The following is a 15387-nucleotide window of genomic DNA, read 5'->3' as shown; positions in this document are numbered from 1 at the left end:
CTCCTTGTTGCGGATGAAAGACCAACACATCGTTACGGAAAAGGTTCCGAGATGCGGCCGGGAGAGTTGCGATCGGCGGGCAGCGGCCACAGGCGCCGATCGCGGCGCCGCGCCGCGCGATTTTTGGCCGAAGCCGGGAAAAACACGCCGACGGAACGGTCGATGATCAGAATGAGGATCAGCGCCGCCAGGAGATAAAGTGCAGCGAGCACGAGAAGCGACGTCACTCCACTACCTCCGCGCTGCCGGCAAAGCGCATGGAACAGTGCGCCGCGACGATAATCGCGACAGTCATTTCCAGATCATCGATATAGTGACGGCGCATTTGCGAGGCTCCCTTCGCACTCAGTAGCACCGATGTGTGACAACTATTTCGCGATTGGGATCCAAATGACCGAAATTACTGCGAATCTCTCCCCCGGAGGTTCCTTTAGAGAAGAGGGGCGGCCCGATGTCTGCCATCGGGCCGCCCCCATCTCCGCCACATCTCCAAAATTGCAGTGCCCGATGCTACGCCTTTGCGGCTGTCGCTTTTTTCGATGCCTTCTTTGCTGCCGGCTTGGCTGCAACCTCGTCGGCCGCCGCCGCCGCGGCAATCACCGTCTTGCGCTTGGCCTTGGGCTTGACCTCGATTTTGCCGGCTGTCGTCACACTTTCCTCGAGTGCGAAGCGCTCGCCGCTCGCACGGTGCCAATGATCGACATCACGCCCGTAGGGATGGCCTTCTTCTTCCCATATGGCATATGCGCGCTTCTTGATCCATTCGTCCCGGGATTCCAACATCTGCCGTTCTCCGTTCGCATCATTGAACAAGGTTTGATGAACAATGCCCGTTCTTGAAATGCGGGCTTTCACGCCTCCCCCGAGCAGCCAAGACGCCATGGCTTCAAATTGCCAAGGCTCGTTTTCTTCTGTCTCGACTCTCGAACCGCAGTGGCGCTTCAAACAAGAAACACTGGTTACCGTGGGGGACGGTAGCGAAGCAGCCGAAGCCCCCCAACTATGAAGGCGGGAGCAAAATGGTTCAATTAAAAATATCTAATACGCTGAGTTTTCGCACTACTATCGACGACATCCCGGTAATCGCACGCGGGATCATTGCAGCTTTTGCGGGCAAAGATATACTCCTACCATGATCGACCTGGTGGACGCCCATTGGGGCCAAATTCTTGCCGTCCTGTCCATTGCCATGGGGACGGCTGCCGCCATTCATGCGGCGATGACCAAAGAAGACGTCCGCGCCGCGATCGGCTGGGTCGGCGTCGTCATCCTGTCGCCCATCATCGGTGCGCTGCTCTATGCCGTCGCGGGGATCAACCGCATCCGCCGCGCCTCGCTCAGCTCGCAGCGCGAGGCACTCTTCCGCAAGGATGCGAACGGCGAGCTTGCCAGCTTCGATGCCGATGACGAACAGGTACGGCGGCTCTTCGGCGACCGTTTCGGCTCGATGAAGACGCTCGGCGACCGTGTCGTCCGCTACACGATGAGCACCGGCAATACCATCGAAATGCTGACCAGCGGCGATGTCGCCTATGCGGCGATGAAGGCCGCCATCGACGGCGCCGAGCGCAGCATCCTGATGGAAACCTATATTTTCGATCGGGACCCCATCGGCCTTCGCATCGCCGACTCCCTGATCGCCGCCGTCAAGCGCGGCGTCAGCGTGCGCGTGCTGATCGATGCCGTCGGCGCCCGCTATTCCGTACCGAGCATCATGGGCTATCTGAGCGAGGGCGGAGTTCACGTCGATGTCTTCAACGGCAACGTCATCATCGGGCTCCGGCTGCCCTATGCCAACTTGCGCACCCACCGCAAGATTCTGACCGTCGACGGGCGGATAGCCTTTACCGGCGGTATGAACATCCGCCAGGGCTTCACCCGCGAATTTGCCCAGGACCACTGCGCCCGCGACATGCATTTCTGCGTGACGGGGCCTGCCGTTGCCGATCTTTTCAACACCTCCGCCGAGGATTGGCGCTTCACCACGGGCGAAATGCTGAATGGCGCTGAATGGCGGATTGCGACACCTTCCAACGAACCCGGGGCACCGGTCTTCATGCGCGTCGTCGCCTCCGGCCCCGACCGGAGCGTCGAAACCAATCACAAGATGCTGATCGGCGCGCTGTCGGTCGCCCACAGATCGATCCGCATCATGTCGCCCTATTTCCTGCCGGACAGGGAGCTCATCAGCGCGCTGGTCACCGCCGCCCGGCGCGGGGTCGAGGTCGATATCGTCGTGCCGACGGCCAACAACCTGGTGCTGGTCGATCGTGCCATGACGGCGCAATTCGACCAGATGCTGAAGAACTATTGCCGCATCTGGCGGGCCGTAGGTCCGTTCAACCATTCCAAGCTGCTCGCTATCGATGGCATCTGGGCCTATGTCGGCTCTTCCAACCTCGATCCCCGCTCGCTGAGGCTCAATTTCGAGGTGGATCTCGAGGTGCTCGATCGCGGTTTTGCCGGCACGATCGATGCCCATATCGGCGCCATCCTGGAGACGGCGCACCCCGTCGATCTGGAAACGCTTCAAGCACGGCCTTTTGTCGTACGGCTCATCGAGAAGATCCTCTGGCTCGGCTCGCCCTATCTCTGATGGTCATCGCCATGAACAATCTGTCCTTGTCGCAGCCTTTTTACATGACAACGCCGACGATCGCTTCCTATACTCCGGTTCATGTACCCGACATGGTCTGATCAAGGAACGGTCGACGGATAGATGCGGAAAAAGAAAGAAAGTCTCCGTGCGAGCATTCTGGACAGTCTGAAGAACCGAAAGAAATCGCGGCCCAAGCTGGCCGCAGAGCCGGATCGACCCGAAGGCACATTGATCGCCTCGTACAATGTTCATAAATGCGTCGGCGCCGACCGCCGCTTCGATCCGGAAAGAACCAGTCGGGTCATTCACGAAATCGACGCTGATGTCATCGGCCTGCAGGAGGCCGATACGCGCTTCGGAGAGCGCACGGGCCTCCTCGACCTGCGCCGGCTGGAACGCGAAACGGGGCTTATCCCCGTCCCCGTCGCCGGCGTCACGAAGGCGCATGGCTGGCACGGCAATGTCGTACTTTTCAAGCAAGGGACGGTGCGAAACGTCCACCAGATCAATCTGCCGGGGCTCGAGCCGCGCGGCGCCCTGATTGCCGAACTGGAACTGGCGCGCGGCGGGAGCCTCAGGATCATCGCCGCGCATCTCGGCTTGCTGCACCGCTCGCGGGCCCAGCAGACGCGCCTCATCGTCGACCTGATGAACGACGGCAGCGATACGCCCACTATCCTGCTTGGCGATCTCAACGAGTGGCGCCTGGGAGACCGCTCGTCCCTCAACACCTTCCAGAGCGCCTTCGGGCCGCTGCCTCCCGCCGTCCCCAGCTTTCCATCGGCGCTGCCGCTGCTGGCGCTTGATCGCATCATGGCAAACCGTCGCGGCATGATCTCCGCGGTCGAAGTACACGACTCGCCGCTGGCGCGCATTGCTTCGGACCATCTTCCCATCAAGGCCGTGGTCAGCCTGGAAACGCCCGCCAGCGACGCCAGGGTGCATTCGCATATCGCCTAGACATCATCGACATATTTCATGTTGGCTACACGGATATATATAATGACTGCCGAAAGAGCATCTTATAGTCTGCCGGCCGAAATGATCGATCCGGGAGACAATCCATGCTGAAAACTCTGTTGCTGACCGGGGCCGCCGGCGGCGTCGGGCAGGCGCTCAGGCCGCTTCTGTCGCAAATTGCCGAGAGCGTCGTATTGTCCGATCTCGCGCCGATCAGCGACCTGCGTCCGAACGAGCGTTTCGTCTCCTGCGATCTGGCCGACCGCACCGGCGTCGAGGCCCTGCTTGCCGGCGTCGACGGCATCATCCATCTCGGCGGGATATCGGTGGAGAAACCTTTCGATCTCATCCTGCAGGGCAATATTGTCGGCCTCTACAATCTCTACGAGGCTGCGCGTGCCGCCGGCAAGCCGCGCATCGTCTTCGCAAGCTCGAACCACACGATCGGCTTTTATCGCCGGGACGAGCGGATCGACAACAAGGTGCCGACGCGGCCGGATTCGCTTTACGGTGTTTCGAAGGTGTTCGGCGAAGCGGTCGCGAGCCTCTACTTCGACAAGTTCGGCCAGGAAACGCTCTCCGTGCGCATTGGCTCCTGCTTCCCTGAACCGCGCAATACCCGCATGCTCGCCACCTGGTTCAGCGTCAACGATTTTCTCTCGCTTTGCGGCTGCGCTTTCGATGCGCCAAGGCTCGGCCATACCATCGTCTACGGAGTGTCCGACAATGACGAGCAATGGTGGGACAACAGCAATGCTGCTTTCCTCGGCTGGAAACCGCGCGACAGCGCCGCTCCGTGGCGTGCTGAAATCCTGTCGCGAACACAGCAGGAGGATCCGAACGATCCGGCGGTCATCTATCAGGGCGGCGGCTTCGCCTCGGCGGCCCATCCGGAAGACTGATCAGCCAGGGATCGCTGGCGACACGTCAGCTTCCGTTGCGGAACAGCTTCCAGCGGGTTGGCCGGAAGGCGACGCGATTGCGGTCCAGCGCATCGGCCTTGTTCGGCGGCAGCTCGATCTCGATGCTTTCGTGACCTGAGCCGATATCGATCTCGAGATGACGAGTGCCCGCAACGCGTCGGCTTGCGGCGAGCAGACCGGCGATCGCGCCGCCATCGCAAAGCTCGATATCATGAGGGCGGAAATAGAGATGGGCCTCTCCCTCCGGCTCGTGCGGCGCGCTCAGCCCCAGCGGCTTATCGTCGAACCAGATCTCGCCGCTGGCGATGCGTACCTTGATGCGGTTGGACTGGCCGATGAAACCGTAGACGAAGGGAGAGTTCGGCGTGTCGTAAATTTCGTCCGGCGTGCCGACCTGCTCGATGGCGCCCTTGTTGAGCACGACGACACGATCGGCAAGCTCAAGCGCTTCTTCCTGATCGTGCGTCACGAAGACGGTGGTGTGGCCGGTCCGGTCATGGATTTCCCGCAGCCATTTGCGCAAGTCCTTACGGACCTGCGCGTCGAGAGCGCCGAAAGGCTCGTCCAGAAGCAGAACATTCGGCTCGACCGCCATGGCGCGCGCCAGAGCCACGCGCTGCCTTTGCCCGCCGGATAGCTGGGCCGGATAGCGCTTTTCCAGGCCATTAAGCTGCACCAGTTCCAACAATTCCAGCGCACGCCGGCGAATTTCATCGCGCGGCGGGCGGCGCGAAGCCGAGCGCACTCTCAAGCCGAAGGAAATGTTTTCCAGCACCGTCATGTGCCGGAACAGCGCGTAATGCTGGAACACGAAGCCGATGTTGCGCTGCTGAACGCTCTTTCGCGAAGCATCGTCCTCGCCGAAGAAGATCCTGCCCTCGGTTGGCGTTTCCAGCCCCGCGATCAGGCGCAGCAGCGTCGTTTTGCCCGAGCCGGACGGGCCAAGAAGCGCGATCAGTTCGCTTGAGCGAATATCCAGTGACACGTCATGCAATGCGGGAAAGCGACCGAATTCCTTGCGCAGGTTTTGAACGCGAACTTCCATCAAAAATTCCTTCAGTGACGCCGGCTGGCTGCGATCTCTTCGCTATAGCGCATTTCCAGCAGCGTCTTCAGTATAAGTGTGACAAGGGCGAGCAGAGCCAGGAGCGTGGCAACGGCAAAGGCCCCAGAGAAATTATAGTCGTTGTAAAGGATCTCGACCTGCAGCGGCATGGTGTTGGTTTCGCCGCGAATGTGGCCCGAAACGACCGAAACGGCGCCGAACTCGCCCATGGCACGAGCATTGCAGAGCAACACGCCGTAAAGCAGGCCCCATTTGATGTTCGGCAGCGTGACATACCAGAAGGTCTGCCAGCCATTGGCTCCGAGCGAAAGCGCCGCCTCCTCGTCCGCATTGCCCTGCTCCTGCATCAGCGGGATCAATTCACGGGCGACGAAGGGGAAGGTGACGAACATCGTCGCCAGGACGAGCGCCGGAACCGCAAACAGGATCTGTATGCCGTGGCTCTGCAACCAGGGGCCAAGCGTGCTGCTGGAACTGAACAGCAGCACGAATACCAGACCGGATATGACCGGCGAGACGGAGAAGGGCAGGTCGATCAGGGTCGTCAGGAATGCCTTGCCCTTGAACTCGAACTTGGCGATCGCCCAGGCGGCCGCGACGCCGCAGACAAGGTTCAACGGTACGCTGATGCCGGCAACGATCAGCGTCAGCCGGATCGCCGCGAACGTCTCGTCATCGACAAGCGCGTCGAAGAACGCCTCTATGCCTTTCCGGAAAGCCTCGACGAAGACGGCAGCCAAAGGCAAAAGCACCATCAATGTCAGAAAGGCGAGCGAGATCAACACGAAGGTGATGCGCGCAACCCGGCTCTCTGTGATGACGGATTGACCCGTATCGGCGGCGGCAGAAAGATCATGCGCCATAGCCATATCTCCTTCTGCTCCACGACTGGATGAGGTTGATGATCAAAAGCATAGTGAAGGAAATGAACAGCATCACCGTCGCGATCGCCGTCGCAGCGGAGTAATTATATTCCTCCAGACGGATGACGATGAGCAGCGGCGCGATTTCCGAGACATAAGGCTTGTTACCGGCGATGAAGATGACCGAGCCGTACTCACCGGCGGCGCGCGCGAATGCCAGGGCAAAGCCCGTCAGCGCCGCAGGCGCGAGGCCCGGCAGCAGTACGCGGGTTATCGTCTGGAAACGGGAGGCGCCGAGCGTTGCCGCCGCCTCTTCGACCTCGCGATCGATTTCCTCCATCACCGGCTGCGCCGTGCGCACCACGAAGGGCAGGCCGACGAAAATCAGCGCGATGACGATGCCGACCGGCGTGAAGGCGATCTTGATGCCGAGCGGAGCCAGGAACTGGCCGATCCAGCCGTTCGGTGCGTAAAGCGTCGTCAAAGCAATGCCAGCAACCGCCGTCGGCAGCGCGAACGGCAGATCCACCATGGCATCGACGATGCGCTTGCCGGGAAAACGGTAGCGCACCAGCACCCAGGCCAGAATAAGCCCGAGCACCGCATTGACGAGCGCGGCGATGAAGGCACCGCCAAAGCTCATGCGCAGCGCATAAAGCGTGCGCACATCAAGGGCCAGCGCCCAGAATTTCGACCAGCCGAGAGCGCTGCTTTTCCACAGCAATCCCGACAGCGGAATGAGAACGATAAAGATGAGCCAAGCCAAGGTAACGCCGAGCGCCAATCCGAAGCCCGGAATGACGCTCGGCTGCCGTAACCGCCACCGTTTGCGGGTTATAGAATGCATTCAGCCTTATTGCCCCGGCTTGTAGACCTGATCGAAGATGCCGCCATCGTCGAAGAACTTCGGCTGAGCTTGAGACCAGCCGCCGAAATCGTCAATGGTTGCCAGCTTCAATGACGGGAAACGGGCGATATCCTTGGGATCGGCCGCTTCCGGCTTGATCGGCCGGTAGTAATGCTTGGCCGCGATCTTCTGACCTTCATCCGAGTAGAGATAGTTCAAATAGGCTTCGGCGATCTTGCGCGTGCCCTTTTTGTCGACATTGCCATCGACGACGGCAACCGGAGGATCTGCACGGATCGAGAAAGACGGGGTCACGACTTCAAATTTGTCGGGGCCGAGCTCGTCGAGCGAGAGATATGCCTCATTCTCCCAGGCGAGCAGAACATCGCCCAGCCCGCGCTGTACGAACGTCGTCGTCGATCCGCGCGCGCCGGTATCGAGAACCGGCACATGCTTCAGGAGCTGCGTGAGATATTCCTGCGCCTTGACATCGTCGCCGCCATTGGCCTGCTTGGCCCAGGCCCAGGCCGCCAGGATGTTCCAGCGGGCGCCGCCCGATGTCTTCGGGTTCGGCGTGATGACTTCAACGCCATCCTTGACCAGATCCGGCCAGTCCTTGATGCCCTTGGGGTTGCCCTTGCGCACCAGGAAGACAATGGTCGAAGTGTAGGGAACGGAATTGTTCGGGAACTTGGTCTTCCAGTCGGCGGGGATCTTATGCGTCGCCTTGGCGATCGCGTCGATATCGCCTTCAAGAGCCAGCGTCACGACATCGGCGTCGAGACCGTCGATGACCGAGCGGGCCTGCGCGCCCGAGCCACCATGCGACGCCTTGATGTCGATGGTTTCGCCGGTGTCCTTCTTCCACTTCGCGGCAAATACCGCGTTGAAATCCTTGTATAACTCTCGTGTCGGATCGTAGGAAACATTGAGAAGCGTCTTGTCCGCCGCCCAAGTCGGCGCAATCGCCGCGACAGAGAAACTGCCGATCAGAACCGCGGTGGCGAGAAGCCGGGAAAGCTTTATCGTCTGCATGGATGCACCCCCTTCGTTTGTCCTTAAACCCTACCAACTTGGTCGTATAAAGTAACGAAGACTGTTCCCGTTTTCAGCAGCCTCGGAGAACAGCATCCCATAGAATCCGGAAAAGTGAAATCACATTCCCGAACAACAATCCATGGGCGACAGACCCGATTCAGACAATGGCTTCGGACATGAAGACCGAATAGAGCTCGGCGGCGGTCTTTGCTTGCCGCATCGCCTTAAGGACGCCTTCCGTTCGCAATCGTCTGGCGATCGCGGCGAGAACGTTCAGATAGTCGCTCCGGCCGGCTTCGCCGAACAGCAGCACGAACGCCCATTCCGTCGGCACGTCGTCGATGGCCTCGAAGTCCACGGCATGCGCGAAGCGTACCATCAATCCCCGCGGCCGAGTCATGCCGGCAATGGCCGCATGCGGAACGGCAACGCCATTGCCGATCCCCGTGGTGCCGAGCTTCTCCCGCCCTTCGAGGGCGCGCAGGACCGTTGCTTCGTCGATGCCGAAGCAACTGGCAGCCTTGGATGACAGCATCTGCAGCGCCCGCCATTTGGTCGGCGCCGGAAGACCGACGAAGACGTGTTCGGGAAGAATGATCGTGGAAAGGTCCATGGTCTCACTCAGGGGTCGAGCAATCGATAGTTATGGAGCGGTTTTCATTGCCGCGGGATCGAGACGAGGTCACACCGATAATCGGCTGGAAGTCCCTGCCGCCTCAATCGGGCTCGCGCAGCCGATAGCCGACGCCCGTCTCGGTCGTGATATATTGCGGCTGATCGGGAATCTCCTCGATCTTCTGCCGGAGCTGGCGAACGTAGACGCGCAGATACTGCACATCGGCGGCCGGTCCCCAGATCTGCTTCAACAGGAACTGATGCGTCAGCACCTTGCCGGCATGCTGGGCGAGCACGCGCAGGATGTCGTATTCCTTCGGCGAAAGCTTGATCTCCCTGCCATCCACCTTGACGATCCGCTTGACGAGATCGATGGAGAGGCCGCCTGTCTGGAAAATCGCCCTCTCGCCCTGCTGCTGCAGGCGATGGCGTAGCGCCACGCGGATCCGGGCTGCCAGTTCGTTGACGCCGAAGGGCTTGGTCACATAGTCGTCCGCCCCGCTTTCCAGCGCCTTGACGATCCCTGCTTCATCGGTACGGCTCGACAGAATGACGACCGGGATCTGCACCCCATCCTCGCGCCATTCCAGGAGCAGGTCCTGGCCCGATTTGTCGGGCAGGCCGAGATCGAGCACGATCAGGTCGGGCTGGTCCTCGACCACCGATGCGTGGGCCGATGCGGCATTCTGGGCCTCGTTGACGACGTAGCCCTGGGCGCCGAGGCCGACACGCAGCAGCTTCCGGATCGGCGGCTCATCATCGACGACGAGTATCTTGACGGCGGTGGTGTTCATTTCAGTTCATCCAGCTTCGGGATATCCGTTGGTTTCGGCAGGCGAATGGTGAAAACCGCCCCCTGCCGATCCGTTCTGTTGCCGGCGGCAATCGTGCCGCCCATCGCCTCGATGAAACCGCGGCAGATGGAGAGACCGAGACCGGTGCCGGCGCGCACCTGATCTCCCTTGCGTACGCGATAGAACGTGTCGAAGACGCGCTCGAGATCGGCGGGAGGAATGCCCGGCCCCTCGTCCATCACCCGGAAGACGATGTTGTCGATATCTGCCCAGGCCTCCAGGCGGATGGCCGACTCCTCGGGTGCGTATTTGGCGGCATTGTCGAGCAGGTTGAACAGGACCTGTTCGAACAGGACCGGATCGACCTTCACCATCGGCAGATCGACGGGCATCTGCACATCGACACGATGATGAGTCAGGATCTTTGACGCCCGCCGCAACGCGCTGCCGACAATATCGCCGGCATAGTGCAGGGCATAGTTCGGCTCCATCGCGCCGGACTCGATCTTGGTCATGTCGAGCAGGTTGGCGATGAAGCGGTTGAGGCGCTCGGATTCGTCGATGACGGTCGAAAGGAGGTCGACACGATCCTCCTCCGGCAGCGTTTCCAGATAATCCCGCAACATGCCCGCAGCACCCAGGATGGCCGCGAGCGGCGTCTTCAGATCGTGTGAAATGGATGTCAGCAGCGCGGAACGCAGCCGATCCGCCTCGACGGCCAGCTTGGCCCGATCGACGTCGGCGACCAGCTGCACGCGCTCGATGGCAAGCGCCGCCTGGTCGGCAAGAGCGTCGAGCAGCCGCTGCTGCTCCGGCGTCAGCAGCGGGCCGTCGCGGCGATCGCTGTCGAGACCGATGACGCCGACGGCGGTGCGGCCGGTGCGCAGCGGAACATAGAGACGCTTGGCGCCCGGCAGGGTATCGGCACCGCGGCCGGCGGCATGATTGTGCTCCCAGGCCCAGCGCGCCGCCGCGATATCGGCGTCATCGAGCGTGTCGTCGGGCGGATAGCCGGCACGGACAGCGATCGTGCCGTGCTCCGGCAAGAGCAGCACGACCCGCAGCTTCAGCATGGAGGCAAGCTGAAAGGCCGTTGCCCATAGCACATCGTCGAGCGTACCGGTCCCGGCGAGTTTCTTGGAAAAGAGATAGAGATCTTCCGTGGTTCGCGCCCGCTGCCGCGCAGCGACAGCCTGACGCTGCACTGTCGCCGTCAGATTGCTTGCGATCACCGCGACGCCGAGGAAGAAGAAAAAGGCGAGCACGCTTTCCGGATCGCTGATCGTCAGCGTGTAGCGCGGCGGCAGGAAGAAAAAGTTGAAGGCAAGCGCACCGAGAAAACAGGAATAAAGCGCCGGGCGCAAACCCTGCGTTACCGCGCTGGCGAGAACCGCCATCAGGAAGACGAGCGCCAGATTGCGCACGTCCAGCACCTGGTCGAGGATGACGCAAAAACCGAGCGCAATGGCGACATAAAGCGTCGCCAGAACATAGCCGCGCAGTTGGAAAGGAGGCGGCGAAGGTGCCACCTTGACGCCGCGGGTCGCAGGCTGGCCATCCGCATCGCTGCCGGAAATGACGTGAACGCTGATCTCGCCGGCCCTGCGGATGAGATCGTAGGAAACGGAACGGCGAGACCAATCGCGCCACGATCCGATCTTCGGCGAACCGATGACGATATGGGTGACGTTGTTGCTGGCGGAGTGACGAATCAGCTCCTCCGCCACTTCCCGCCCCGGAATGGTGATGGCTTCGCCGCCAAGCTGCTCGGCAAGCCTCAGCGTTGCGGCAATCGTGTCGCGCTGCGCTTCCGTCAGGCTGATGGAGCGGTTGGTTTCGACATAGACGGCAGCCCAGGGAGCGCGCAGGCGCGACGCCATGCGCGACGCATAGCGCACCAGCGAGGCCGAGCGTGGATGATGGTCGATGGAGACGAGCACGCGCTCGCCTGCCGCCCACGGCCCCTGGATCGCGTGCGCCTGCATATGGGTCAGCAACTGGTCGTCGACGCGTTGCGCCGTACGCCTCAGCGCCAGCTCGCGCAGCGCCGTCAGATTGCCGGGCGTGAAATAGTTGGTCAGCGCCCGCTCGGCGGTCTTCGACACATAGACCTTGCCGTCATGCAGCCGCTTGATGAGATCATCCGGCGTCAGGTCGATAATCTCGACGTCGTCGGCAAGATCGATGACGGAATCCGGCACGGTCTCGCGCACGCGGATGCGGGTAATCTGCGAGACGACGTCGTTCAGGCTTTCGACATGCTGGATATTCAGCGTCGTATAGACATCGATCCCGCGTTCGAGAAGCTCCTTGACGTCGAGATAACGCTTCGGATGGCGGCTGCCCTGCGCATTGGTATGGGCGAGCTCATCGACCAGCACCAGCTCCGGCCGGCGCTTCAGGATGGCATCGAGATCCATCTCCTCAAGCGCACGTCCCTTGTAATCGACATTGACGCGCGGAATGATCTCGAAGCCGTCAAGCAGGGCCTGCGTCTCTCGGCGGCCATGGGTCTCGACGACACCGACAACGACGTCAACGCCGTCCGCGATCTTCGCCTTGCCCGACATCAGCATCTCATAGGTCTTGCCGACGCCCGGCGCCGCGCCCAGAAAGATCTTCAGCCGCCCGCGCGTCTCTGCCCTCGCCTTTTCAAGAAGCGCATCGGGCGAAGGCCTGTTCAGCATGTCGCGACTGTCGTCTGCCATCAGCGGATCGTCTTTCCTGACAAGGTCGAGACGGCGGCAACCGTCTCAACCCCTTCAACTTATTGACTCATAGAAGCATCAAGTGCCTGGTTCAATGCCAGCACATTGACCACCGGCTCGCCGAGAACGCCAAGCTCGCGCGGCTCGACGGCAGCATCGACGAGCGACCGCACCTTGGCCTCATCCATGCTGCGGGCCCTGGCGACGCGAGGGACCTGGAAATAGGCATCGTCCGGCGAAATATGCGGATCGAGACCGCTGCCCGACGTGGTGACCATGTCGATCGGAACCGGCATATTGGGGTTCTGCGCCTGCAGCGCCGCCGCGTCGCCCTTGATGCGGGTAATCAGGCTCGAACTGGTCGGGCCGAGATTGGAGCCCATGGAATTGACAGCATTATAGGGTGCGGCAACCGTCTTGGTGGCATCATTCGGGTCCGTTCCGGTCGTGGCCGACGGACGACCATGGAAATACTTGTCGGTCGTGAAACTCTGGCCGATGAGGCTGGAACCGATAATCTTGCCGTCCTTTTCCACCAGGCTGCCATTTGCCTGGTGGGGGAAGAGCGCCTGGGCAGCGCCCGTCATGGCAAGAGGATAGGCAAGACCGGTCAGAACGGTCGTGGCGACGATCATGACGATTGCGGGTCTGATTTGTTTCAACATGAGAGAAACTCCTTAGGCGAGACCGATGGCGGTAATCGCCATATCGATGGCCTTGATGCCGATGAAGGGGACGATGATGCCGCCGAGGCCATAGATCAGCAGGTTGCGGCTGAGCAGCGCGCCGGCGCCGATCGGGCGATAGCGAACCCCCTTCAGCGACAGCGGGATCAGCGCGACGATGATGAGAGCGTTGAAGATGATGGCGGAGAGAATGGCGCTCTGCGGCGTCGCCAGCCCCATGATGTTCAGCATCTTCAGCTGCGGATAGAAGGCAATGAACATCGCCGGGATGATGGCGAAATACTTCGCGATATCGTTGGCGATGGAGAAGGTGGTGAGCGCGCCGCGGGTCATCAGCAGCTGCTTGCCGATTTCGACGATTTCGATCAGCTTCGTCGGATCGCTGTCGAGATCGACCATGTTGCCGGCCTCGCGGGCGGCGACCGTACCGGTGTTCATGGCAACGCCGACATCGGCCTGGGCGAGTGCGGGCGCATCGTTGGTGCCGTCGCCGCACATGGCGACGAGCTTGCCCTGCGCCTGCTCCTGGCGCATCAACGCCAGCTTCATTTCCGGCGTCGCCTGGGCGAGGAAGTCGTCGACGCCGGCCTCCGCAGCGATGGCAGCGGCCGTCAGCGGATTGTCGCCCGTAATCATCACCGTGCGGATGCCCATGCGGCGCAGCTCGGCGAAGCGTTCGCGGATGCCGCCCTTGACGATGTCCTTGAGATGGATGACGCCGAGAAGGCGGCCGTCGCGGGCAACGGCGAGCGGCGTACCGCCGGCCTTGGCGATCTCGTCGGCGATCGACTGCAGCTCGCGCAGCGTCTCGCTGGTCGTGCGGGACATGACAGCCGTGCTTTCGGCGGCGCCATTGGCCGCCCCTTCGACATAGGCAACCACGGCATCGACGGCGCCCTTGCGGATCGAGGAGCCTTCGAGGTCGACGCCGCTCATGCGCGTCTGGGCCGTGAAGGGCACGAAAGTCGCCTTCAGGCTCGTCATGTCACGGCCGCGGATCGCATATTTCTCCTTGGCAAGCACGACGATGGAGCGGCCCTCCGGCGTTTCGTCGGCAAGCGAGGCAAGCTGGGCGGCATCGGCGAGATCCTGCTCGCTGATCCCCCGAACCGGGCGAAACGCCGTCGCCTGGCGGTTGCCGAGAGTGATCGTACCGGTCTTGTCGAGGAGCAGCGTGTCGACGTCGCCCGCGGCTTCGACGGCACGGCCCGACATGGCAAGCACGTTGAAGCGCACCAGGCGGTCCATGCCGGCAATACCGATTGCCGACAGCAGCGCGCCGATGGTGGTCGGGATCAGCGTTACGAACAGCGCAACCAGCACGACCGTCTGGATCGAGCCGCCGGCATAGGCGGCAAAGCTCGGGATCGTGACGGTGGCCAGTACGAAGATCAGCGTCATGCCGGCGAGCAGGATGTTCAGCGCGATTTCGTTCGGCGTCTTCTGCCGCTCGGCGCCTTCCACCAGCGCGATCATGCGGTCGATGAAGGTCGAACCGGCGGCGGCGGTGATGCGAACGCGGATTTCATCCGACAGAACCTGCGTGCCGCCGGTCACGGCCGAGCGGTCGCCGCCCGACTCGCGGATGACAGGAGCGGATTCGCCTGTGATCGCGGCTTCGTTGACGGAGGCCACGCCTTCGATCACTTCGCCGTCCGAGGGGATGATGTCGCCGGCTTCGACGAGCACGACGTCGCCGACTTTCAGGCTGGTGCCGGGCACCATCCTGTAGTCGGTGCGGCTATTGCCAGCCAGAAGCTTCGCCTGGGTTTCGGTGCGCGACTTGCGCAGCGAATCCGCCTGCGCCTTGCCGCGGCCTTCGGCGACGGCTTCGGCAAAATTGGCAAACAGCACCGTGAACCACAGCCAGATATTGATCTGCAGCGAAAAGCCGAGATTGCCGCCGCCGGTGACGAGGTCGCGCAGGAAGAGAACGGTCGTGAGTGCCGATACGACGGCGACCACGAACATGACGGGGTTCTTGGCAAGCGTGCGCGGGTTCAGCTTCTTGAAAGCAGCGCCGACCGCCGGAACGAGGATGCGAGAATCCAGAATACTCGCTGATTTTAACTGGCTCATAAGAGGCTCCAGCGTGAAGAGGAAAACGTCAGATCGGAACGCACCGATCAGCCGATTAGAAATCCGAAGACGACAAGACCGAGGAACAGCGTGACCATCGCCAGCAGAATGGCGTCGGAGGCACAGGTCGTTCCGGCCGGGCCACGCCCCCTGTCGAAGGGGCGTGGATCGATGACTTTTCTAAGCTTGCTCAGAAGCGGCTGGCTCAT

At 61.6% G+C, this 15387-nt stretch carries 15 protein-coding genes; 3 read left to right on the top strand and 12 right to left on the bottom strand.

Annotation, left to right across the window (positions count from 1 at the left end; translation table 11 throughout):
* Positions 1–32: 32 nt before the first annotated feature.
* On the bottom strand, positions 33–227 hold the full coding sequence (locus ACQZ6J_RS12090) for a hypothetical protein (protein ID WP_449084217.1): 195 nt from the start codon (positions 225–227) through the stop codon (positions 33–35).
* 283 nt (positions 228–510) lie between these two features.
* Positions 511–855 carry a DUF2934 domain-containing protein gene (locus tag ACQZ6J_RS12085; RefSeq protein WP_449084216.1) on the bottom strand — a complete coding sequence of 115 codons (345 nt, stop codon included), beginning with the start codon at positions 853–855 and terminating at the stop codon, positions 511–513.
* Positions 856–1132: 277 nt separating this feature from the next.
* On the opposite strand from ACQZ6J_RS12085, the gene ACQZ6J_RS12080 reads away from it, so the two are divergent.
* The 3 genes from ACQZ6J_RS12080 to ACQZ6J_RS12070 all read left to right on the top strand — a co-directional run bounded on the left by ACQZ6J_RS12080 (position 1133) and on the right by ACQZ6J_RS12070 (position 4461).
* Positions 1133–2596 carry a phospholipase D-like domain-containing protein gene (locus ACQZ6J_RS12080; protein ID WP_449084215.1) on the top strand — a complete coding sequence of 488 codons (1464 nt, stop codon included), beginning with the start codon at positions 1133–1135 and terminating at the stop codon, positions 2594–2596.
* Between the two features lie 123 nt (positions 2597–2719).
* On the top strand, positions 2720–3559 hold the full coding sequence (locus ACQZ6J_RS12075) for an endonuclease/exonuclease/phosphatase family protein (protein WP_449084214.1): 840 nt from the start codon (positions 2720–2722) through the stop codon (positions 3557–3559).
* A 104-nt stretch (positions 3560–3663) separates the two neighbouring features.
* Entirely contained in the window at positions 3664–4461 is a 798-nt protein-coding gene (locus tag ACQZ6J_RS12070) for an NAD-dependent epimerase/dehydratase family protein (protein ID WP_449084213.1), read from the top strand.
* A 25-nt stretch (positions 4462–4486) separates the two neighbouring features.
* On the opposite strand, the gene ACQZ6J_RS12065 is transcribed toward ACQZ6J_RS12070, so the two are convergent.
* From ACQZ6J_RS12065 to ACQZ6J_RS12020, 10 genes are all read right to left on the bottom strand, one after another.
* Positions 4487–5527 (bottom strand): sulfate/molybdate ABC transporter ATP-binding protein, encoded by a 1041-nt coding sequence (locus tag ACQZ6J_RS12065; protein ID WP_163985482.1) that lies wholly within the window; start codon positions 5525–5527, stop codon positions 4487–4489.
* An 11-nt stretch (positions 5528–5538) separates the two neighbouring features.
* Positions 5539–6411: a sulfate ABC transporter permease subunit CysW gene (gene cysW / locus ACQZ6J_RS12060; RefSeq protein ID WP_163985483.1), complete on the bottom strand. Its 873-nt coding sequence runs from the start codon at positions 6409–6411 to the stop codon at positions 5539–5541.
* Positions 6401–7258, bottom strand: a complete 858-nt coding sequence (gene cysT / locus ACQZ6J_RS12055) for a sulfate ABC transporter permease subunit CysT (RefSeq protein ID WP_163985484.1) — start codon at positions 7256–7258, stop codon at positions 6401–6403. The genes cysW and cysT overlap by 11 nt, the downstream gene beginning before the upstream one ends.
* A gap of 6 nt (positions 7259–7264) precedes the next feature.
* Entirely contained in the window at positions 7265–8293 is a 1029-nt protein-coding gene (locus tag ACQZ6J_RS12050) for a sulfate ABC transporter substrate-binding protein (RefSeq protein ID WP_163985485.1), read from the bottom strand.
* Between the two features lie 160 nt (positions 8294–8453).
* Positions 8454–8909 (bottom strand): PTS sugar transporter subunit IIA, encoded by a 456-nt coding sequence (locus ACQZ6J_RS12045; protein WP_163985486.1) that lies wholly within the window; start codon positions 8907–8909, stop codon positions 8454–8456.
* A gap of 103 nt (positions 8910–9012) precedes the next feature.
* Positions 9013–9705 (bottom strand): response regulator transcription factor, encoded by a 693-nt coding sequence (locus ACQZ6J_RS12040; protein ID WP_163985487.1) that lies wholly within the window; start codon positions 9703–9705, stop codon positions 9013–9015.
* Positions 9702–12413 carry a DUF4118 domain-containing protein gene (locus ACQZ6J_RS12035; RefSeq protein WP_449084212.1) on the bottom strand — a complete coding sequence of 904 codons (2712 nt, stop codon included), beginning with the start codon at positions 12411–12413 and terminating at the stop codon, positions 9702–9704. The genes ACQZ6J_RS12040 and ACQZ6J_RS12035 overlap by 4 nt, the downstream gene beginning before the upstream one ends.
* Positions 12414–12472: 59 nt before the next feature.
* On the bottom strand, positions 12473–13078 hold the full coding sequence (locus ACQZ6J_RS12030) for a K(+)-transporting ATPase subunit C (protein WP_449084211.1): 606 nt from the start codon (positions 13076–13078) through the stop codon (positions 12473–12475).
* A 12-nt stretch (positions 13079–13090) separates the two neighbouring features.
* A complete protein-coding gene (kdpB, locus tag ACQZ6J_RS12025; RefSeq protein ID WP_449084210.1) occupies positions 13091–15178 on the bottom strand; it encodes a potassium-transporting ATPase subunit KdpB in 2088 nt (695 codons plus the stop codon).
* Positions 15179–15225: 47 nt separating this feature from the next.
* Positions 15226–15387: a hypothetical protein gene (locus tag ACQZ6J_RS12020; RefSeq protein ID WP_163985491.1), complete on the bottom strand. Its 162-nt coding sequence runs from the start codon at positions 15385–15387 to the stop codon at positions 15226–15228.

The organism is Rhizobium sp. A37_96 (assembly GCF_053521765.1).
Note: the sequence above shows the minus strand (reverse complement) of the source record. Positions and strands in the feature narration are given on the sequence as shown.